The following is a 21,511-nucleotide window of genomic DNA, read 5'->3' on the forward strand; positions in this document are numbered from 1 at the left end:
AAGCTGCAATAAGAAGCGGAATAATATAAAAAGACATGAAATACCTCCAATGTTATTTATATTTATTTTAACTATAATTGTTTAAAAGTAAAATAATTTGTTGTTATAAGCATGATATGCAATTGCTGTGCAATGTGTCTTATTGAAAGTAAATCTAAAATACAATATCACTTGGTTGATTGAAATAAACACGAATAATAAAAAATAAATGAGTTTGTGAAGTGGGTATAGGAAAATGATATTTAATTTTTATATTTCTAACCTGCTTCCTTTATTTTATATTTTTTATGTAAGGGGAAATGATATGAGATTAGCAAAACAATTATTTAAAGATCATACTAAAAATGTGATTATCTGTTTGATTGGTGCTTTCATTAGTGCGATTGCAGTTAATTCGTTTATATTAGAATCTAATTTAGGTGACGGTGGCACGGTGGGTATAGCGTTAGCGCTTAAATATGCTTTTGGCTTTTCACCAGCAATTTCTTCTTTGATTATTAACACATTAGTTATTATTATCGGATGGCGGTTTTTAAGTACTAGAACAGCTGTTTATACCTTTATTGCGAATACGGCTATCTCTATCTTTTTAGATTTAACGGAAAATTTTAAGACAGGTATTGATAATTTTGTCATAAATGCTTCGTTTGGCGGGGTATTAGTAGGTGTAGGCATCGGTTTAGTCATTGCGGCTGGTGGTGTCATAGGTGGTACATCTGTAATTGCTAAAATGTTGAATAAATATTTTGATATCAAAACATCACAAGGTATTTTTGTCTTAGATGGATTAGTCGTTTTATCATTTTTATTTGTATTACCATTAGAGAATGTATTATTTACCATTATTATGATTTTTATAACAGAACGTGCAACTTCCTTTATCATTGAAGGATTTAACCCTAAAAAGGCAGTTACTGTCATTTCAAGTAAAAATGAAATAATCAGTGATAAAATCAATCGTTTTACTGGTAGAGGGTCAACATTGTTAAGAGGTAAAGGCGGTTACGGTAAAAATGAAACGAGTATGCTCTACGTCGTTGTGCCACAATCTCAAGTGACTAGAGTTAAAAAACTAATCAATGAAGAAGATGAAAATGCATTTTTAGTTATTCATGATGTGAGAGATGTTTTAGGTAATGGATTTATGAATTTATCTTAATTAAAAGTAAACCTATAGTTATTTAAATTTGATATGTTATTGAATTTTAAAATTGCATTAGTTCGATTTTTGAGTGAATTTGTTTTATTCTATAATTAAGATGTTTTAAGGAGGCAAGTACATGGTAGTTCCAAAAATAACGACGTTTCTAATGTTTAATGGTCAAGCAGAAGAAGCAATTAATTTATATATAGAAGCGTTTGAAGATGCCGAAATATTAGCAATGGTAAAATATGATGAAAATGATGAGGAACCGACTGGGGCAGTGCAACACGCTATTTTTCGATTAAAAGATCAAGTCTTTATGGCAATTGATAACATGAATGGTGTTGATATTGATATGAATCCAGCAATGTCATTATACGTTACAGTAGATAGCCCATTAGAAATGGAACGGTTATTTAGTAAGTTAAAAAGTGGTGGCGCAATTCTAATGCCCAGAACCGAGATGCCGCCATTTAGAGAATTTACATGGATTATAGATAAATACGGTGTGAATTTTCAACTTGCATTACCCGATAAAAAGTAACGTAAAGTAAACAGAGGTTGAGGTGTGAATTCCACGATAGCGCCCCTAAAAAATTTCAAAATTAAGCAATTTTTTAGGGGCTCATATTATATTGATATTTTGTATTGCTTTATCCCGTTGCCGCTATTCTGTCCAGATCCTGTAGATTCAAGGTACATGCTATCCCTGCAGATGTGTTGCAACCAAAATACTTGGTTTGACTAATGTACTGAATGTAAAGAAAATAATGTGTTAAGGCCTTGGAAAAGTTTAAAAAAGTAAAGAAAACGTCAATTTCTATTGAAATGATAGAAATTGACGTTTGTTTTTATCCAGAGATAGGTTTGTCTCGGTTTCTTTTTGTCGTTGTTAATTTTAAGCATTAGAACTAATTACTCACTATAGAAAGATATGAATATAAATAACAGTTAAACCTTAAATATAACAGAGGGGGTGAAGGAGCGGTTTCAAAAAAACCCAATGTTTGTTTGTGTAGTCAACTTTTTATCAACTAGGTTAAATAACGCTTTATAAAAAATAGAATTTAGCCATACGTTCATTATCATGATTTAATTTTCATTTTTTGAATATGGTCGTAATCGGGAGTCGCGTAAAGCGTTTTTTGATTGTCGTAAGTAACAAATCCTGGCTTAGCCCCAGAAGGTTTATGAACGTGCCTGATTTGAGTATAGTCTACTGGTATTTGGCCTGAATTACCTGCTTTTGAAAAGTAACCGGATAACATTGCCGCTTCTTTAATCGAGTTTTCACTCGGGTTATCGTTCAAGATAACTACATGAGATCCAGGGATATCTTTAGTGTGAAACCAGAGATGGTTTTTACTTGCTTTTTTATTAGTTAAATAATCATTTTGCTTATTGTTTTTACCGACAAGAATAGTATCTCCATCTGTAGATATATATGTTTGTAGCTGGATTGTCGATTTCTTTTTCTTCTTATTTTGTTTACGTTGTTTCATATAACCTTGTTCAGCAAGTTCTTCTCTTATATCCTCAATATCATCAACTGAAATATGAGTAAGTTGTTGTTCTATATTTTCAAAATAAGTGATATTCTCTTTGGTTAAATCAATTTGACGTGCCAATTCGTGTTCTCTTGTTTTTAGTTTATTGTATTTTTTATAATAATTTTGAGCGTTTGTCGCTGGGGATTTTGTTGTATCTAATGGAATTGTAACTTCTTCACCATTATAATAATTGATTGTTGTTAAAAATTTATCACCTTGTTTGATTCTATAAATATTAGCAGTGATTAATTCCCCAAAAAGTTGTTGCATTTCTTTATCTTTGGTGCCTTCTTGCTCATCGATTAATTTGCTTAATTTGTTTTGGTACTTATGCAATTGTTGTTGTACAAATTTAACCAAGTCGTTGGCACGTTGTTTGACACGTTCTCTTTCGCCTCTAGCATCATAATATCTGTCTAATAAATCATGTAAAGATTCATATATTACAACATCGTCATAAAACTGTTCTAAGTTCATAAAATAGAAATCTTCTTTTCCTGTCTCATGATTTTTATGAAAAACAGGTGTAGGTGTTTCTTTCGTTTCACCCATCACACTATCAAATGCTTCTGGTAAGGTTTCTGTTGTCATAAATTGTCTGCGATTAACCATTTCATTCGTTATTAAAGGACTGAAACCTTCAAAATGATTGAGTAATTGTTTTGCTATTTTGCCGCTGTTAAAATCTATATATTTTAAAACTTCAGCACCCGTTGTATCATAAGGGTTCATTTTATTTTGAGTCGGCGGAGCATCATATTGGAAACCAGGCATTACTGTACGGTATTGGTTTGTATTAGGTGTTAAGTGTTTAAACCCTTCAATAATCTTCCGCTGTTCGTCTACTAAAATTAAATTACTATGTTTACCCATAATTTCTAAAATAATGGTACGGTGAATCGTATCACCAATTTCATCTTTACTCTGAACATCTAGTTCTACGCGTCTATCATTACCAATTTGTCTAATTGCTTTAATAAAACCACCTTCTAAATGTTTACGAAAAACACGTGCAAACATTGGTGGTTCAAAAGGATTATCATATTTTTTATTTGTGAGATGCATTCTAGCAAAACTAGGATGGATAGAGAGTAGAAGTTGATGATTTTGACGATTTTGACGCACTACAATAATAATCGTATCGTTTTCTGGTTGATTGATTTTGTGGATTCTTCCGTCAACGAGAAATTGTAGAGATTCTATCATTTTTCGTGTAAATAAACCATCGTATGCCATTACTATCAGCCACCTTATTTTTAATCATTCAACATATTGTAACATGATGAAATGATTTGGTCATGAACAAAGATTGTATGAACGTATGCTATACAATTAAACGTTCCTTATGGTATCATAGTCTAATAATAGAAGAATAGCTTAGAGAGGTAGTAAGTCATGGATAATGAGAAAGGTTTGTTGATTGTACTTTCTGGACCTTCTGGAGTAGGTAAAGGGACAGTTAGAAAGAAAATATTTGATGACCCAACCACATCATATAAATATTCTATCTCGATGACGACACGTGGTATACGTGAAGGCGAAGTCGATGGTATAGATTACTTTTTCAAAACAAAAGCAGAGTTTGAAGAATTAATTAAACAAGACCAATTTATAGAATATGCAGAATATGTGGGTAATTACTATGGGACGCCAGTGCAATACGTAAAGGATACTATGGATCAAGGGCATGACGTGTTTTTAGAAATTGAAGTAGAGGGTGCCAAACAAGTGCGCAAAAAATTCCCTGACGCATTATTTATTTTTCTAGCTCCGCCAAGTTTAGACCATTTACGTGAACGCTTAGTAGGGCGTGGCACAGAGTCAGATGAAAAAATTCAAAGCCGTGTACTCGAAGCACGTAAAGAAGTTGAAATGATGAACTTATATGATTATGTTGTGGTTAATGACGAAGTAGAATTAGCTAAACAACGTATTCAATCCATTGTCGAAGCTGAGCATTTGAAAAGAGAACGTATTGAAGCAAAATATAGAAAAATGATATTGGAGGCAAAAAAATAATGTTATATCCACCATTAAATGATTTAACATCTAAAATTACATCAAAATATTTAATTGCAACTACAGCTGCAAAACGTGCGCGTGAATTAGACGAACATCCAAGTAGTGCATTACTAAATAGATATAGTTCTAAAAAAGCAGTAGGCAAAGCCTTAGAAGAAATTGCTGGCGGCGAAGTTTATCCTGAAAAAACAAAATAAAATATTCTAAGCAAATGATCAATAAAAAATTGAAATTTTGAAAAGTACACCGAGTAAACTATGTGTATCTTAAAGTCTCACTAAAAATCTGGCTTTAAGGTTCAGCACATCATTGAGGTGTGCTTTTTTAATTTGTATATTAATTTGTGTATAATAAACAGTAATCATATTTTTACTCAATACGAGTACCTCATTCTTTAAATAGAATGATTTATATATTTGTTAGAGAAACTATAAATCATATTGATAAAAGCTTAGTTATCCTAGCTATAATAAATTAATACCAAATATTTATTTAGATAGGTTGATGATTGAATATATTTAATTGTTCGAAATCATTTTAAGATAGTGATGGGAAGACATAAATTATTTGGAGGAGAACTACGATGAAAAATATATTACTTGCTGTAACTGGTGGTATCGCTGCATATAAAGCAATAGATTTAACAAGTAAATTAACACAAGCTGATTATGAGGTCAGAGTTATGTTAACAGATCACGCACAAGAATTTGTAACGCCTTTAGCTTTTCAAGCTATAGGAAGAAATCCTGTTTATACAAATACTTTTATAGAACAAAACCCTGAGGAAATTCAACATGTGGCTCTAGGAGATTGGGCAGACGCTATTGTCGTGGCACCTGCAACTGCCAATACAATAGCAAAATTAGCAAACGGCATCGCAGATGATATGGTGACATCTACCATACTAGCTACAGAGACGCCTAAATTTATTGCACCAGCAATGAATGTTCATATGTATGAAAATAAAAGAACACAACATAATTTAGCTACTTTAAGTGCTGATGGTTATTATTTCTTAGAACCTGGCGAAGGCTTCTTAGCTTGTGGTTATGTAGCTAAAGGAAGAATGGAAGAACCATTGCAGATCTTAGAAAGATTAAACCAATATTTTAATAATGATCTACCGAATAAAAAAAATAGTAAATTTAAGGGCGTCCATGCGATAGTAACAGCTGGTCCGACTATTGAAGAATTAGACCCAGTTCGCTATTTATCCAATCGTTCTTCAGGTAAAATGGGCTATGCTTTAGCAGAATCATTATCAAAAAGAGGCGCTAAAGTTACACTTATATCCGGTCCAACACATCTAGACGCTCCTAAAAATGTAGAGCTTATACCAATAGAAAGCGCTCAACAAATGTTTGAAGCGGTTAAATTACGGTTTGATAGTACGGATATTGTATTTAAATCTGCAGCAGTATCTGATTATGCGCCAGCTGAAATGTTAGATCATAAACTAAAAAAACAAGCAGGGGACTTAACGGTAACATTTAAAAGAACGCCCGATATTTTAAAATATCTTGGAGAAAATAAGCATAAACAATTTTTAGTTGGTTTTGCAGCAGAAACTCAAAATATTGAAACATATGCTCAAAAAAAATTAAAAAGTAAAAATGTCGATGTCATCATAGCCAATAATGTCGGAGATCGAACGATTGGGTTTAGTTCAGATGATAACGCTTATACAATGTATTATAAAAACGGCAAGGCGGTAGAGTTAGGTAAACATAAAAAAGTCGTATTAGCGGAGCATATATTGGACAGTTTAGAAACAAGGTGGCAATAAAATGATAGCAAAAGTAATTGTGGATATACCTTCTAAAAGTGTTGATTTTACGTTTGATTATATCATTCCACAAACATTCCAATCGATGATAGATATTGGTATGCGCGTGATTGTCCCTTTTGGGCCAAGAACAATTCAAGGCTATGTAATGAATATAACAGATCAATCAGATGCGAGTATGGACATATCAAAATTAAAAGAAGTTAAAGAAATTCAAGATATCAAACCAGAATTGACGAAAGAATTAATTGAACTGACAGACTGGTATCATACGTATTTTGTTACAAAACGAATTTCAATGTTAGAGGTTATGCTTCCAAGCGCTATCAAAGCTAAATATACCAAGGTATTTGCTATTAAAGACGCTACAGATATACCCAATACATTGTTGCAACGATTCAATGCTGAAGGTCATTATGCATATAAAGAAGCTCAAAAAAATGAAGATCTAACAACTATTGCGCCATTTTTAAAGCAAGGAGCAATTACTGAAAAAACACTATTATCTCAATCTTTAAATAAAAAGAAACAACGTGCTGTGCGTATTGTTGAAGGTTTCGATTACGATATGGTATTAGGTTCTTTAGAAAAGTCTAAAAAACAATATGAGCTATATGCCTATTTAATGGATGAAAATCACCATGTCGTGTTATTAAAACAATTAGAAGAAATGGGCTTTTCAAAGTCGAGTATAGATACGTTATCACGGAAAGGCTTTATTGAAAAATATGACACTACTATAGAACGCGATCCCTTTGCGACACGTGTGTTTGAGCAAGATGAGAAACAATCACTGACTAATGAACAACAACAAGCGTATGAAACAATCATAGATACAATTAACAAAAAAGAACAACGGACATTTTTATTACATGGCGTGACTGGTTCTGGAAAGACAGAAGTCTATTTACAAACAATCGAAACCGTACTAAAGCAAGGTAGGCAAGCAATGATGTTAGTACCTGAAATTGCACTCACACCACAAATGGTATTAAGATTTAAACGTAGATTCGGTGATGAAGTAGCTGTTTTACATTCAGGTTTATCCAAGGGTGAACGTTATGATGAATGGCAAAAAATTAGAGATGGTAAAGCAAGCGTGAGCGTTGGCGCGCGTTCAAGTGTATTTGCACCATTTAAAGATTTAGGCATGATTATCATTGACGAAGAGCACGAATCTTCATATAAACAAGAGGATTATCCAAGGTATCATGCTAGAGACATCGCGCAATGGCGAAGTCAATATCATCAGTGTCCATTAATTTTAGGTAGTGCGACGCCTAGTTTAGAATCATTTGCTCGTGCAGATAAAGGTGTTTATGAACTTTTATCGTTACCAAATAGAGTGAATCAACAAGCCTTACCAGAAGTTAAAATTGTAGATATGAGAGCAGAGCTCACTTCAGGCAATCGTTCTATGTTCTCAGAAGGGTTGCGTAGTGCGATTCAAGATAGATTAGATAAAAAAGAACAAGTTGTTTTATTTTTAAATAGACGTGGCTATGCTTCATTTATGCTGTGTCGTGATTGTGGTCATGTCCCTCAATGTCCTAATTGTGATATTTCGTTAACTTACCATAAATCGACTGACCAATTAAAATGTCATTATTGTGGTCATCAAGAAGTTCCACCTAATAAATGTCCAAACTGTGAAAGTGAACATATTAGACAAGTCGGTACTGGGACGCAAAGAGTGGAAGAGTTGTTACAAGAAAATTTTGAAACAGCCAAGATTATTCGTATGGATGTGGATACGACTTCTAGAAAAGGGGCGCATGAACGATTGTTAGATGACTTTGGTTCAGGTAAAGGCGATATTTTATTAGGCACACAAATGATTGCTAAAGGATTGGATTTTCCTAATATTACATTAGTCGGAGTGTTAAACGCAGATACTATGTTAAACTTGCCAGATTTCAGAGCAAGTGAACGTACGTATCAATTATTAACACAAGTTTCAGGGCGTGCGGGTCGTCATGAAAAAGAAGGTGAAGTCATCATTCAAACTTACAACCCAGAGCATTATGCAATCAAAGATGTTCAAGATAACGACTACACATCATTTTTTGAAAAAGAGATGAATTACAGAAAATTAGGTAAGTATCCGCCATACTTCTTTTTAATTAATTTTACGATTGCCCACAAAGATATGAAGAAAGTTATGGAAGCATCTAAGCACATCCATAAAATTCTGTTACAACATTTAACAGATAAAGCGTTAGTATTAGGTCCATCTCCGGCGGCACTATCGCGGATTAACAATGAATATCGTTTCCAAATACTAATTAAATATAAAAGCGAACCTGCTTTACATGAAGCATTAACATATTTAGATGACTATTATCATGATCAATATTTAAAAGATAAATTATCACTTAAGATAGATATCAACCCTCAAATGATGATGTGATTTAGCGGTGTAAGCAGTTCAATCACAGTATTTTCAAGGGTTTCTAAGGTTGTTAAAATTTAATTAAGGGTAAACAAAAGGATAGACTGTTTTACTAACTATGCTTTTACTTCTTAGTTAGCAGTTTGTCCATTTGATAATAATATGATAACTAACCCTTTTTTAAAGAAGTAAAAGATAATGTTAAGGATATAAATATGTATATAAAAACTGAAACGAAGTATAGACGAACTCAATATAATATGCGTACATTTATTTTATGAATTTTGTCAATTGTGTGAAATTGGATTGTTTTATGTTTAGATTATATATTTATGTGGTAGATTTTAATTAATCTTGTTTACAAAATTATTTTTTAGGAGGTAATGAAACATGGCAGATGAAAGTAAATTTGAACAAGTTAAAGGCAACCTTAAAGAAACAGCAGGTAATGTAGTTGGTAATGAAAAATTAGAACAAGAAGGTAAAGAAGATAAAACTTCTGGTAAAGTGAAAGAAGCGGCAGAAAACGCCAAAGATAAATTTAACGATTTAGTCGATAAAGTTAAAAAATAATTTGTGAAAATTTTAATATGTATATGTCATAAACAGAGTAAATATTTTAGCGTTTGCTCTGTTTTTTAAATTTTAAAAATAGAACAAGTGTTCCGTGATGGGAATCGAGGTGATATAATGAAAGTAAATTTGGATTGGAATAAAGAATTTCAAGAATTTCAAGAAATTTTAAATTCTGGTGTCAACCCAGAATGGTTATACAACGCAAAAGCGAATTTGATATTAATGCCTGCCTTCACTGGTAAAGGTAAGCAATATTTTTATACGAAAGATATTCAAAAAGCAAGTAATACAATACCCTTCTATTGAACGTTTAAGATAAAATTTTAATTTAGATATGTCTAAATGCTTTACCCTATCTATGATTTAGGTTCATTGAGATAAAATAAAAGGTTTGCCCTATGCTTAAAACGCCTGCTTGTGAAATATTAAATGGCTTTATAAATATATATTTATAAAGCATATGGCTATTTTAAATTAAGTTTGTTTTAATACAAAATTTTAATTTGGTTGATTACTCCATTCTTTTATTTATTAAACTTGAAATTTAATGGTTGAATATAGCTTTTATATGTAGTAAATTTATTTGCTCATATTTTTTTATAAAGGAGTAATAGATATGGAGATGAGTATTGCAAATCAAAAAGACATAGAAACAATTATTAAATTAAGAAAAGAACAATTACTAGATCAAGGTATGCCAGCAACTGAAAATATTGATGATAATATGAGAGCATATTTTGAAAATGTTTTTGAGCAAAATAATATTTACCAAGTTTTTTTAATAGAGAATGAACAAATTGTATCAACAGGAGCAGTTGTATTTCAACAAATCCCACCAGCTTATGATAATTATACTGGTGTTGAGGGATACATTACTAATGTATACACGATTAAATCATATAGAGGATTAGGTTTAGGGAAACATGTACTAGATCAATTGCTTACGAAATGTAAAGAAGAAAATATAAGTGTAGTAAATTTAAAAGCTTCTAGCCAAGCAGCGCCATTATATTCAAAAATCGGTTTTATTAAAAACGCATCTTCAATGACAATTGAATTAGAAAATAGTGAAGTAAATCAATTTTAAAATCCATTTTTGATTATGATTACAAAAATGACTTATTACAACTTATAACAAAAAGTATTTACACCGTTTTTATAAAAATATAAAATATTTCAATTATGGAATTAATTTGTGTTTGCTTTTAATAGATAATACAGTTATATTGAATACTAAGGAGCTCAATATAAAATGGCAGCATAGATAATCGTATATGTAATGTGGTTCCATATGATTATAAAAGCATAATGAATCATCATTTTACAGTGTGAATACAAACGGGTTGGAGGTCTTGATATGAGTTTAATAAGTAATAGAGAAGCAATTGGTTTAAGCGTAGATGAATTAGTGAATCGCTTAACATCTATTTATAACACTGGTTTAAGCACTGAATTAATCGCACGTGTAGAAAGCAAGCAAGCCAAGTTATCAGAACATGATGTTAAAATTTTAACAGAATTTTTTAATACAACATCAGAAGACTTACTTGGTTAAGCATCAAATTCAAGTCCCCTCTAATTTTTAAAGGTATGTAAAATAGTCTGAGGTATATCAACCGTTTTCCAGACTTATATATAACATTGAGCGTTGACGAATGACATAGTGTGTATTTATAACAAAACCATTTATTTCTAGCCAACAATACGTAGACGAGATGGCGAAATCTTTTAACAAAAACTGATTTCTGTCTCGTCTTTTTCATTTTTTAATTGGAGCAACTTACGTTATTATAATAGATTTTAAAGTAGATTGAGGTTAAGAAATACAAAGTGAGAAGCAAGCGTTGTTATGTATTTTCATTTTTATCCCCCCTTATTTTTAGTTAAACTATATGATAATGACATAAATCGTATTTGAAAACGCTTTCTATTTATAAATTATAATGATAACATATTATTAATTTATAAAAGGGAGTGGTTTTATGAATAATACAAATCATCAAAAGTTTGTTAATAATATTATTTTAGAAAAAGAATCAACGTTAACAAAAACTAGTGAATACATATGGTCACATCCAGAAACTCGGTTTGAGGAGTATTTATCTTCAGGGAAATTGTTAGAGGTTCTTGAAGCAGAAGGGTTTGCAATTGAACAAAATTTAGGTGGCATTCAAACTGCTTTTAAAGGAGAATATGGTAATGGAAAACCAGTTATTGGTTTTTTAGGTGAGTTTGACGCTTTATCGGGTTTAAGTCAAAAACCGCTTATTGATGAAGAACAATCTATTGATGGACAAATCAACGGTCATGGCTGTGGTCATAATTTACTCGGTGTAGGTTCATTAGGGGCCGCTATTGCAACCAAAGCGTACCTAAAGTCGCATAACTTGCCAGGTACTGTCATTTATTATGGTTGTCCGGGTGAAGAAGGCGGCTCTGGTAAAACATTTATGTCTAGAGAAGGTGTATTTGATTCATTAGATTATGCTTTTTGCTGGCACCCTTCACCAGCCAATGCCATCATGAGCAACAAATCACTAGCTAATTTTCAAATTTATTTTCGATTTAAAGGTATCAGTTCACATGCAGCAAATTCACCAGAATTGGGAAGAAGCGCGTTAGATGCTGTTGAATTAATGAATGTTGGTGTGAATTATTTAAGAGAGCATATGCCTGATACTAATCGTATACACTATGCTGTGACAAATACAGGTGGCATTTCGCCTAATGTAGTTCAAGCTAACGCTGAAGTTTTATATTTGATTCGTGCTGAAAATTTAAAAGGGGCCAATGAATTGTTAGAAAGAGTGAAAAATATTGCTCAAGGTGCAGCCTTAATGACAGGTACTGAGTGTGAAATAGAAATTGATAAAGCATGTTCTGATTATTCTCCTAATAGAAAAATGGAAGAAATTATGTACCACTATTTAAAAGAAGAAGAATCAGAAATTGTATATTCTGAAAATGAATTAAATTTTGCTGAAAACATTTGGCAATCTTTAACACAAGCAGAAAAAGATAATGCGCAAAATATGTTGCAAAGTTTCGGGGTTATAAGCGACAGTAATAAATTAGACCACCAAAGACTAAGTCGTATCGTTAACGATTACGTTATTTCTGATAAACCGATGATGGGCTCTACTGATGTAGCGGACGTGAGTTGGGTCGTACCAACAGCTCAATGTACATGTACTACTGAAGCAATGGGAACACCATTACATACTTGGCAAATGGTTTCGCAAGGGACATCTACCTATGCATTTAAAGGGATGTTTCGGGCTGCAAGGATTATGGCTAATACGGCTTTGCATATTTTAAAAGATGAAAATCTTTTAAAATCTATTCAAAAAGAACATAAGGAAAAATTAGAAAAACATCCTTATAAAAATCCTATACCAGATCACGTCCAACCGTCGACGTTATAGTTTAATCATTGAAATATAGTGATATATTTCAGAATATTCTGACAAACAAAGGGGAAATTTGAATGGCAGAGAAAGTGAAAAAGCAAAGTAAATTTTTAAATAAAGTAGAATATTTAGGAAATAAATTACCGCATCCATTTTTTCTATTCATATATTTAGCAGTCATAGTAGTTATACTATCCTTTATTTTTAATATGTTCGGTGCAACTGTGAAACCACCAGGTAGTGAAAAAACGTTAGAAGTTAAAAATTTATTTTCAGGCGATGGTTTACAATACATGTTGAAAAATACAATAACAAACTTCACTGGATTTGCACCTTTAGGAATTGTTATCGCTATGATGTTAGGCGTAGGCTTAGCAGAAAAGGTAGGACTATTAGAATACGTAATTAGGAAAACAATTACAAAAGCTCCTTCTTCATTAGTGACATATGTTGTCGTATTTGTTGGAATTATGGGAAATATTGCATCAGATGCAGCAATGATTTTAGTCCCTCCATTAGCTGCAATTGTATTTTATAAACTTGGTAGACATCCAATTGCAGGGCTTGCAGCTGGATTTGGCGCAGCAGGAGCGGGTTTTACTGCAAATTTATTAGTGGTAGGAACAGATGCGCTATTATCAGGTATTAGTACAGAAGCGGCATCGATTATTGACGCAAGTATGAGTGTTTCACCAGTATCAAATTGGTATTTTAACATTGTATCTACGTTTGCGCTCACGGTTGTCGGTGGCTTGGTAACGACTAAAATCATTGAACCACGGTTAGGTAAATATAATAAAAAAGTCGAAGATTTGGAAGTAGATGAATCATCTCCAACTGCTAAAAAAGCGTTGATTAGTGCATTGATTGCTGCTTCAATTTATATATTAGCAATCATTATTACATTATTTATACCCAACAGCCCGCTTCGGGGCGACGATGGTTCAATCATAAATTCGCCATTTATAGATGGTATCGTCCCCATTATTTTAGTCCTGTTTTTAATATTAGGTATTACCTTTGGTATTGTTGATAGAAAAATTAATACTACACATGATATTGGTAAATATATGACAGATGCTGTTCGAGACTTATCGGGTTATATTGTTTTAGCATTTGCTGCAGCTCAATTTATTAGCTTTTTCCAATGGTCTAATATGGCTACTTGGATTGCTGTTAATGGTGCAGAGTTTCTAAAAAGTATTAATTTAACGGGATTTCCATTAATTATTATGTATATTATATTTACTGCTTTTCTTGGTTTTTTAATCACTTCTGGCTCAGCAAAGTGGGCATTAGAAGCGCCAGTTTTTGTTCCGATGTTTATGCAGCTTGGTATACATCCCGGTTTCACGCAAGTAGCGTATAGAGTGGCTGATTCTTCTATTGCGACTGTCACACCGCTAAATCCTTATTTTGTTGTCATATTATCGTTTTTAAATAAATATGATAAAAAAGCAGGTGTTGGTACATTAATATCATTAATGATACCTTACACTGTATCATTTTTAACCACATGGATTGTTTTAGTCGCGTTTTTCTATATAACTGGTTTACCAGTAGGGCCCGGCGTTACAAGAGAATTGAAATAAAGGAGTGATTGAATGTTATTAGACGATCATCAAAGATTATATTTAAGTCAATTAAGAAGGAAATTACACGCTTTGCCTGAACCAGGTTTTTTGGAAATCAATACAGCAAATGAATTATATCATATATTAAAATCATTAAATTTTGATTTGGAGATAGGTGAAGCAGTGATGGATACTCAATATATGATGGGAAGACCAAATGACACCGTATTGAATGAACACATTGCGTTTTTAGAACAAAATCATTTTACAATTGAAAAATTTAAAGATGGTTTAACTGGTATTGTTGCGACAAAAGAATTTGAAGAACCAGGACCAACGCTGGCATTCCGGTTTGATATCGATGCTCTCCCCATTAAAGAAAGTGATTCTAATCATCATCAGCCATATAAAGCAAATTTTATTTCAAAGCATGAAGGGTTTATGCATGCTTGTGGCCATGATGCTCATATGACCATGGGTATTGGTTTAGCGCAATTAATAAATTTGAATCATTTAAACAAGGGCCGTATTAAACTTATATTTCAACCTGCTGAAGAAGGTGTGCGTGGGGCCCTATCTATGGTAAAAAAAGGCGTTGTAGATGATGTTGATCACTTTTTTGCGACGCACATTGGTCTAAATGGAAAATCCAATGAGATCATTACATCAATAGAAGGATTTATGGCTTCGACGAAATATGATTTATTTATATATGGTGAATCAAGTCATGCAGGTGCTAACCCACAAGATGGTAGCAATTCGATATTGGCAGCAGCAACACTTATTCAACAATTATATGCGATTCAAAGACATGAAAAAGGTGACTCTCGAATTAATGTGGGTAAAATTAATGGGGGTTCGAGTAGAAATATTATTGCGGATGAAGTGAAACTTGAAATTGAAGTAAGAGGTATGAATAACGAAGTTAACCAATTTATGAACGACCGTGTGACCGATATCATTAAAGGTATTGAAAATATGTTTAACGTTAACATCGTTCAAAATAAAGTGGGGGAAGCGCCAAGTATTCTACCTTCAAAAAAATTAAAAGAAACGGTATATCAATTAATTTCAAATGTAATGAGTGAGTTGAATATTACTAAAGATGAAACCACCCCTTCCGGCAGCGAAGATGCAACTTATTTTATTGAAAGAGTGCAAGAGCTAGGAAACGAAGGACTTTATTTAAATGTAGGTTCAGATCATCAATTCAACCACCACCACCCTCAATTTGATATTGTCGAACAAGATATTTTTAATGGTATTGATGTTTTATATACAATAGCAAAGCATTTTAATGGGTGAAAAATCGTAAATATATCAAGAAATTAGGGTATTGTTTTGGATTTAAAAGAGAATGAAATGTTTAATGCATAGTGAAATAGCTAATGCTGTTAATAAGTAAGATGTAACTTATTAACGTATCATGATAAATAGTTGAATCAGAAAGGAGTTGAGCCCAAAATATAATGTCTCAGCTTCAATGTGTAATGCATCAGTCTGTATACCACTTATTTATAAAAGGAACAAAGCGATTAAGTCAGCTTCAATCTAAAGAATTAGAACAACAATTTCCTGGTTTATTGAAATCGATTTTGTCTAATATAGAATAATGAACGTAATAAAACCTTTTTAATATGAGTTTATAGCGGTAGTCAGATGTATTATAAGCGGCGCCCTTTATGACTTTGAAGTTATTATAACTTTTTATGTTTATTATCTTAAAATATTTCATTTTAGTAATCGCGATTGCCTTTAATATTTTATAATCCTACTGCTCCTCATAAATGTTATACTTTTAATAATTTAAATATGCTTAGTGGGGTGTATAAAAATGAGAGTTAATGAATTTAATCAACCTATTGGAGAAGATTTAAAAGAGTTTGAATTACCAAAAGCACCGACAATTGATGTATTAGAAGGGAAATATTGTAGATTAGAAAAGTTATCTTCACACCATATTAAACGGTTATATCATCACTTTAAGGCAAACGAAGATGCACCTAATTGGACCTATTTACCTGATGAACAACCCCAAAACTATGAGGCTTTTGAATCTTATATTCATGCTAAAATACAAACGAAAGATCCGTATTTTCTTGCTATCATTAATCGTAGTGACCAAGATGTAGTTGGTATGTTATCTCTACTTAGAATTAACGAGAAAAATGCTTCTATTGAAGTTGGCCATATACATTATGCTAATAAAATGAAGCAAACGTGCGTTGCGACAGAAGTACATTATTTGTTAGCAAATTATATTTTTGGCACTTTAGGTTATAGAAGATACGAATGGAAATGTGATGCGCTGAATGAAGCTTCTATTAAAGCGGCAAAACGGCTTGGCTTTAAATATGAAGGGATATTTAGAAACCATACTATTTATAAAAAGCGAAGTAGGGATACGTGTTGGCTTTCCATGTTAGCGAGTGAATGGTCCGAGTATAGAATGAAATTTGAAAATTGGTTGGATCCATTTAACTATGACGAGTTTGGCATACAAATTAATAAATTATCACTATGATCCATTTAATTAACCGAGGGCTTGTTTTGTGTAAAACGCCTACGGTTATTTTTATAGTGTTAAAAAGAGAATGAAACGTAAATAACGTCTCAGCTCTGAATTCGAAAACGATTAATCGTTTTATAAGAAAGAGGCAGATTTTGCGAAAGCCACATGATTTCAATGCTATCGTTTATGAAAAATGCCATTGGTAGTGTAAGTTGAGGCATATTATAATCTTTATACATAAGGCACCTCGTTGATTTAGTTTAGTAGTGTTTATTAAATTATACGAAAGGGCCTTATTTTTTTGTGCTAAAACACATATTTTGTAACGATTTTCAACGTGCTCACGCTTGGGGAATAGTATGAGTGAGAGACTACAGGCACGAACCACGCCCAGGTATGCATGCACGGTTAAAATCGTCAGATTTTTATATAAAAAGGACTCCTCCATTTTAATACAGATGAGTCCTTTATTTTGAGGATGGATATTTAAGTCCCAGGGTTTTATACATGAGTTTACTCATGTAATTCACTTAGCCTTATTAGTTCTTGTGCAAGTCCCATATCATTTATATTATTTTTTCTAGTCATCCTTGAGGGCCAGCGCAACGAACTCATTTTATAAAAATATGTTTTTAACGCAACTGTTATTTTAACGAAGCTTGATGCAAATTCAACTAAAATAAGTTATAATGATGTGATGAATTTTTATGAGGAGTTAATTAAATGACAATAAAGCAACTTGTTTCGGGAAAAAACCCAATATTACAAAAAAAGATACCCGATGTGTCATTGTTTGATGAAAGTTTAGCACAATTATTACTTGATTTAGAAGATACTCTGTATGAAGTAGAAGCATCTGCAATATGTGCACCTCAAATAGGTATTTCTCAAAAAGTAGCTATTATAGATATGGAAGCAGACGGTTTATTACAACTTATCAATCCTAGAATAATAAGTGAATCGGATAAAACAGTAACTGACTTAGAAGGCTCTGTTTCTTTACCCGGCGTGTTTGGTGAAGTAAAAAGAAGTGAAATGATTGTAATAAAAAGTAATGACAAAAATGGAAATGAAGTAGAAATGACTGCATATGATGATATTGCGCGCATGATATTGCACATGATTGACCATTTTGAAGGTAAGCTATTTACAGCACGTGCCAATAAAATTTTGAATGAGGTAGAAATGGAGGCGTATTTCGATTATGAGTAAAATTATTTTTATGGGAACACCAGAATTTTCAACAAAAGTATTAGAAATGCTAATCGCTGAACATAATGTGATAGCAGTGGTTACACAACCAGATCGACCAGTTGGTAGAAAACGCAAATTGACACCGCCGCCCGTAAAGCAAGTGGCAGTTGAACATGCAATCCCGGTTTATCAACCAGAAAAATTATCACAATCTCAAGAATTGGAAGAATTAATTGGATTAAATGCTGATTTAATCGTGACTGCAGCGTTTGGTCAATTACTGCCAGAGTCATTATTACAATCACCAAAATTAGGTGCAATCAACGTTCATGCATCACTATTACCAAAATATAGAGGCGGTGCGCCAATACACCAAGCTATCATTGATGGTGAAAAACAAACTGGTATTTCTATTATGTATATGGTTAAAAAATTAGATGCTGGGAACATCATTTCCCAACAAGCAATTGATATTGAAGTGCAAGATGACGTTGGCTCTATGCATGATAAACTTAGTTTTTTAGGTGCGGATTTATTAAAAGAAACACTACCTTCCATCATTAATGGCACAAATGATAGTATTGCCCAAAATGATGATGAAGCGACATTTGCTTCCAATATACGTCGTGAAGATGAAAAAATTGATTGGTCAATGTCTGCAGAAGCAATTTACAATCAAATTAGAGGCTTATCGCCATGGCCAGTTGCACATACAATCATGGATGGTGAAAATTTAAAAATATATGCTTCTCGCATTGAAAAAGATAAAAATGGTGAACCTGGCACAATTATAGAAACGACTAAGAAGGCTATCATCGTTGCTACTGGTTCAAATGATGCAATCGCATTAACGGATATTCAAGTTGCAGGTAAAAAAAGAATGCTTACAGCTAATTATTTAAGTGGTGTGCAAGGCACGCTCGTTGGGAAGGTATTGTCATGACAATTGAAACAAATGTTAGATTATTAGCTTTTGAAACACTACAAGATATTATCGATGATAAAGCGTATAGTAATATTATTATCAATGAAGTATTATCAAATAATGAATTAAACAGAGCAGATAAAAATTTATTTACCGAGCTTGTATATGGTACTTTAAAAAGAAAATATACACTTGATTATCTGTTGAAACCATTTCTACGGACAAAACTTAAAGGATGGGTTAGACAGCTATTGTGGATGAGTATTTATCAATATGTTTATTTAGATAAAGTACCTCAGCATGCGATTATCAATGAAGCTGTTAACATTGCAAAGTTTAAAGGTGGTCCACATAACGGGAATGTAGTGAATGGCATTTTAAGGAATTTAATGCGCAGTGAGTTACCTGATTTTAGTGAAATTAAAGATGAAAAGAAACGCATTGCCGTTCAATATAGTTTGCCTAAATGGCTCGTTGACCATTGGACGACACACTTCGGTATTGATAAAACAGAAGCAATTGCTCAATCGTTTTTAACTAAAGTTACTACTACAGTTAGAGTGAACTTAACTAGAATTACAGTTGAAGAAGCAATACAGCGTTTAGAAAATGATGGTTATACGGTGACGCAAGACGAAGATATTACGGTTTGTTTACATATTAGTGGGAAACCGATTATTGAGTCTCGAATGTTTAAAGATGGCTTAGTATCTATTCAAGATAAAAGTTCTATGTTTGTAGCAGAAATCATGAATCTTCAAGAAGGAGATTTAGTATTAGATGCTTGTAGTGCACCAGGTGGAAAAGCTTGCCATATAGCAGAAACACTTCATGGGAGTGGACACGTAGACGCTACTGATATTCATGAGCACAAAATAGATTTAATTGATTTTAATATTCGAAAATTACGATTATCTAACATTTCTGCTTTTGATCACGATGCAACCCAAAAATATGATAAAGTGTATGATAAGATTTTAGTGGATGCACCATGTAGTGGCTTAGGTGTATTGAGACACAAGCCAGAAATAAAATATGAACAGAGTCAGCAAAGTATTCAATCATTAGTAAATATGCAATTAGAGATATTGAATAATGTTAAAGAAAGTTTACGCCCAGGGGGCACATTAGTTTATTCTACGTGTACCATTGAACAGTTAGAAAATGAAAATGTTATTTATACATTTTTAAAAGAAAATAAAGATTTTGAATTTGACCTATTTGAACATCCAATCAGTGGAGAAAAGGTAAAAACTTTACAAGTACTGCCGCAGCACTTTAACTCTGATGGCTTTTTTATTACTAGGATAAAAAGAAAGGAACAATAGACGATGATTACTACAGAAAAGAAGAAGAAAAATAAATTCCTTCCTGATTTCGAAAAGCAATCAATTTATTCACTTAGATATGATGAAATGGAAAATTGGTTAAAAGTGCACGGCCAACAAAAATTTAGAGCTAAGCAAATTTTTGAATGGTTATATGAAAAACGAGTGAATAGCATTGATGAAATGACAAACTTATCTAAAGCGTTAAGAGTATTATTGGCAGATAACTTTGCAATGACAGCTATGACAACAGTAGTTAAGCAAGAGAGTCGAGACGGAACAATCAAATTTTTATTTGAATTACAAGACGGTTATACTATTGAAACCGTACTAATGAGACATGAGTACGGTAACTCTGTATGTGTCACGACTCAGGTTGGCTGTCGTATTGGTTGTACATTTTGTGCTTCTACATTAGGTGGTTTAAAGCGTAATTTAGAAGCTGGAGAAATCGTATCTCAAGTACTCACCGTTCAGAAAGCATTAGACGAAACTGGGGAACGTGTATCACAAATCGTTATTATGGGGATTGGAGAGCCATTTGAAAATTATGATGAAATGATGGATTTCTTGAAAATCGTAAATAATGATAATGGTTTAAATATTGGTGCACGCCATATCACAGTGTCAACTTCTGGTATCATACCAAGAATTTATGATTTTGCTGATGAGGATATCCAGATTAATTTTGCAGTCAGCTTACATGGTGCAAACGATGAAATTCGTTCTAGATTAATGCCTATAAATAGAGCTTATAATGTTGAAAAATTAATGGAAGCTATTACTTATTATCAGGAAAAAACGAATAGACGTATTACATTTGAATATGGATTATTTGGAGGCGTCAATGATCAAGTTGAGCATGCAAGAGAGTTAGCACACTTGATTCAAAAACTAAACTGTCATGTCAATTTAATCCCTGTAAACCATGTACCAGAAAGAAATTACGTTAAGACACCAAAAGAAGATATTTTTAAATTTGAAAAAGAATTAAATCGATTAGGCATCAACGCCACAATAAGAAGAGAACAAGGTGCTGACATTGATGCAGCATGCGGTCAATTAAGAGCTAAGGAACGAAAAGTAGAAACGAGGTAA

Annotated in this window: 19 protein-coding genes; 18 read left to right on the forward strand and 1 reads right to left on the reverse strand. The window is 32.6% G+C overall.

Translation table 11 applies throughout. From position 1 onward, the window contains the following. The first annotated feature begins 304 nt into the window (after window positions 1-304). Window positions 305-1,159, forward strand: coding sequence for a YitT family protein (locus KA894_RS05090; protein ID WP_096810317.1), 855 nt, complete (start codon window positions 305-307; stop codon window positions 1,157-1,159). Window positions 1,160-1,280: 121 nt separating this feature from the next. Continuing rightward, window positions 1,281-1,688, forward strand: coding sequence for a VOC family protein (locus KA894_RS05095; protein WP_096810316.1), 408 nt, complete (start codon window positions 1,281-1,283; stop codon window positions 1,686-1,688). A gap of 541 nt (window positions 1,689-2,229) precedes the next feature. On the opposite strand, the gene KA894_RS05100 is transcribed toward KA894_RS05095, so the two are convergent. Further along, window positions 2,230-3,930 carry an Rqc2 family fibronectin-binding protein gene (locus KA894_RS05100; protein ID WP_119488210.1) on the reverse strand — a complete coding sequence of 567 codons (1,701 nt, stop codon included), beginning with the start codon at window positions 3,928-3,930 and terminating at the stop codon, window positions 2,230-2,232. 159 nt (window positions 3,931-4,089) lie between these two features. Here KA894_RS05100 and gmk point away from each other — a divergent pair, with 159 nt between their 5' ends. From gmk to rlmN, 16 genes are all read left to right on the forward strand, one after another. Then, window positions 4,090-4,713, forward strand: a complete 624-nt coding sequence (gene gmk, locus KA894_RS05105; protein WP_096810313.1) for a guanylate kinase — start codon at window positions 4,090-4,092, stop codon at window positions 4,711-4,713. Further along, on the forward strand, window positions 4,713-4,913 hold the full coding sequence (gene rpoZ, locus KA894_RS05110) for a DNA-directed RNA polymerase subunit omega (RefSeq protein WP_096810311.1): 201 nt from the start codon (window positions 4,713-4,715) through the stop codon (window positions 4,911-4,913). Before gmk ends, rpoZ begins: the two co-directional genes overlap by 1 nt. Window positions 4,914-5,299: 386 nt before the next feature. Then, window positions 5,300-6,502: a bifunctional phosphopantothenoylcysteine decarboxylase/phosphopantothenate--cysteine ligase CoaBC gene (gene coaBC, locus KA894_RS05115; RefSeq protein ID WP_115342219.1), complete on the forward strand. Its 1,203-nt coding sequence runs from the start codon at window positions 5,300-5,302 to the stop codon at window positions 6,500-6,502. A 1-nt stretch (window position 6,503) separates the two neighbouring features. Beyond that, window positions 6,504-8,912 carry a primosomal protein N' gene (priA, locus tag KA894_RS05120; RefSeq protein ID WP_115342218.1) on the forward strand — a complete coding sequence of 803 codons (2,409 nt, stop codon included), beginning with the start codon at window positions 6,504-6,506 and terminating at the stop codon, window positions 8,910-8,912. A gap of 372 nt (window positions 8,913-9,284) precedes the next feature. Next, window positions 9,285-9,467 carry a CsbD family protein gene (locus tag KA894_RS05125; protein WP_096810203.1) on the forward strand — a complete coding sequence of 61 codons (183 nt, stop codon included), beginning with the start codon at window positions 9,285-9,287 and terminating at the stop codon, window positions 9,465-9,467. Window positions 9,468-9,584: 117 nt separating this feature from the next. Next, the gene (locus KA894_RS05130; protein WP_096810201.1) at window positions 9,585-9,776 is read left to right on the forward strand and encodes a hypothetical protein; all 192 of its coding nucleotides are present in this window, start codon (window positions 9,585-9,587) and stop codon (window positions 9,774-9,776) included. A 310-nt stretch (window positions 9,777-10,086) separates the two neighbouring features. Beyond that, on the forward strand, window positions 10,087-10,557 hold the full coding sequence (locus tag KA894_RS05135; protein WP_096810200.1) for a GNAT family N-acetyltransferase: 471 nt from the start codon (window positions 10,087-10,089) through the stop codon (window positions 10,555-10,557). 270 nt (window positions 10,558-10,827) lie between these two features. After that, the gene (locus tag KA894_RS05140) at window positions 10,828-11,025 is read left to right on the forward strand and encodes a hypothetical protein (protein ID WP_096810197.1); all 198 of its coding nucleotides are present in this window, start codon (window positions 10,828-10,830) and stop codon (window positions 11,023-11,025) included. 427 nt (window positions 11,026-11,452) lie between these two features. Further along, window positions 11,453-12,895 carry a M20 family metallopeptidase gene (locus KA894_RS05145; protein WP_115342217.1) on the forward strand — a complete coding sequence of 481 codons (1,443 nt, stop codon included), beginning with the start codon at window positions 11,453-11,455 and terminating at the stop codon, window positions 12,893-12,895. Between the two features lie 62 nt (window positions 12,896-12,957). Then, window positions 12,958-14,472, forward strand: a complete 1,515-nt coding sequence (locus KA894_RS05150; protein ID WP_096810193.1) for an AbgT family transporter — start codon at window positions 12,958-12,960, stop codon at window positions 14,470-14,472. A gap of 12 nt (window positions 14,473-14,484) precedes the next feature. Continuing rightward, window positions 14,485-15,759 carry an amidohydrolase gene (locus KA894_RS05155; protein ID WP_096810192.1) on the forward strand — a complete coding sequence of 425 codons (1,275 nt, stop codon included), beginning with the start codon at window positions 14,485-14,487 and terminating at the stop codon, window positions 15,757-15,759. Between the two features lie 529 nt (window positions 15,760-16,288). Beyond that, the gene (locus KA894_RS05160; RefSeq protein WP_107644156.1) at window positions 16,289-16,978 is read left to right on the forward strand and encodes a GNAT family N-acetyltransferase; all 690 of its coding nucleotides are present in this window, start codon (window positions 16,289-16,291) and stop codon (window positions 16,976-16,978) included. A gap of 711 nt (window positions 16,979-17,689) precedes the next feature. After that, window positions 17,690-18,178 (forward strand): peptide deformylase, encoded by a 489-nt coding sequence (locus tag KA894_RS05165; protein WP_096810184.1) that lies wholly within the window; start codon window positions 17,690-17,692, stop codon window positions 18,176-18,178. Continuing rightward, complete coding sequence (fmt, locus tag KA894_RS05170; protein ID WP_096810179.1) at window positions 18,171-19,103, forward strand: methionyl-tRNA formyltransferase; 933 nt, start codon at window positions 18,171-18,173, stop codon at window positions 19,101-19,103. The genes KA894_RS05165 and fmt overlap by 8 nt, the downstream gene beginning before the upstream one ends. A 2-nt stretch (window positions 19,104-19,105) precedes the next feature. Continuing rightward, on the forward strand, window positions 19,106-20,413 hold the full coding sequence (gene rsmB / locus KA894_RS05175) for a 16S rRNA (cytosine(967)-C(5))-methyltransferase RsmB (RefSeq protein ID WP_229719049.1): 1,308 nt from the start codon (window positions 19,106-19,108) through the stop codon (window positions 20,411-20,413). Window positions 20,414-20,416: 3 nt separating this feature from the next. Continuing rightward, window positions 20,417-21,511: a dual-specificity RNA methyltransferase RlmN gene (gene rlmN, locus KA894_RS05180; RefSeq protein ID WP_096810176.1), complete on the forward strand. Its 1,095-nt coding sequence runs from the start codon at window positions 20,417-20,419 to the stop codon at window positions 21,509-21,511.

The organism is Staphylococcus sp. GDY8P131P (assembly GCF_017891975.1).
Taxonomy (GTDB): Bacteria; Bacillota; Bacilli; order Staphylococcales; family Staphylococcaceae; genus Staphylococcus; species Staphylococcus nepalensis.

Coding starts and splice junctions, on each gene's coding strand:
- rpoZ (WP_096810311.1), top strand. CDS start 4,713: ATGTTATATCCACCATTAAATGATTTAACATCTAAAATTACATCAAAA.
- KA894_RS05130 (WP_096810201.1), top strand. CDS start 9,585: ATGAAAGTAAATTTGGATTGGAATAAAGAATTTCAAGAATTTCAAGAA.
- KA894_RS05135 (WP_096810200.1), top strand. CDS start 10,087: ATGGAGATGAGTATTGCAAATCAAAAAGACATAGAAACAATTATTAAA.
- KA894_RS05145 (WP_115342217.1), top strand. CDS start 11,453: ATGAATAATACAAATCATCAAAAGTTTGTTAATAATATTATTTTAGAA.
- KA894_RS05100 (WP_119488210.1), bottom strand. CDS start 3,930: ATGGCATACGATGGTTTATTTACACGAAAAATGATAGAATCTCTACAA.
- fmt (WP_096810179.1), top strand. CDS start 18,171: ATGAGTAAAATTATTTTTATGGGAACACCAGAATTTTCAACAAAAGTA.
- KA894_RS05155 (WP_096810192.1), top strand. CDS start 14,485: ATGTTATTAGACGATCATCAAAGATTATATTTAAGTCAATTAAGAAGG.
- rlmN (WP_096810176.1), top strand. CDS start 20,417: ATGATTACTACAGAAAAGAAGAAGAAAAATAAATTCCTTCCTGATTTC.
- KA894_RS05140 (WP_096810197.1), top strand. CDS start 10,828: ATGAGTTTAATAAGTAATAGAGAAGCAATTGGTTTAAGCGTAGATGAA.
- priA (WP_115342218.1), top strand. CDS start 6,504: ATGATAGCAAAAGTAATTGTGGATATACCTTCTAAAAGTGTTGATTTT.
- KA894_RS05095 (WP_096810316.1), top strand. CDS start 1,281: ATGGTAGTTCCAAAAATAACGACGTTTCTAATGTTTAATGGTCAAGCA.
- KA894_RS05160 (WP_107644156.1), top strand. CDS start 16,289: ATGAGAGTTAATGAATTTAATCAACCTATTGGAGAAGATTTAAAAGAG.
- gmk (WP_096810313.1), top strand. CDS start 4,090: ATGGATAATGAGAAAGGTTTGTTGATTGTACTTTCTGGACCTTCTGGA.
- coaBC (WP_115342219.1), top strand. CDS start 5,300: ATGAAAAATATATTACTTGCTGTAACTGGTGGTATCGCTGCATATAAA.
- KA894_RS05125 (WP_096810203.1), top strand. CDS start 9,285: ATGGCAGATGAAAGTAAATTTGAACAAGTTAAAGGCAACCTTAAAGAA.
- KA894_RS05090 (WP_096810317.1), top strand. CDS start 305: ATGAGATTAGCAAAACAATTATTTAAAGATCATACTAAAAATGTGATT.
- KA894_RS05150 (WP_096810193.1), top strand. CDS start 12,958: ATGGCAGAGAAAGTGAAAAAGCAAAGTAAATTTTTAAATAAAGTAGAA.
- KA894_RS05165 (WP_096810184.1), top strand. CDS start 17,690: ATGACAATAAAGCAACTTGTTTCGGGAAAAAACCCAATATTACAAAAA.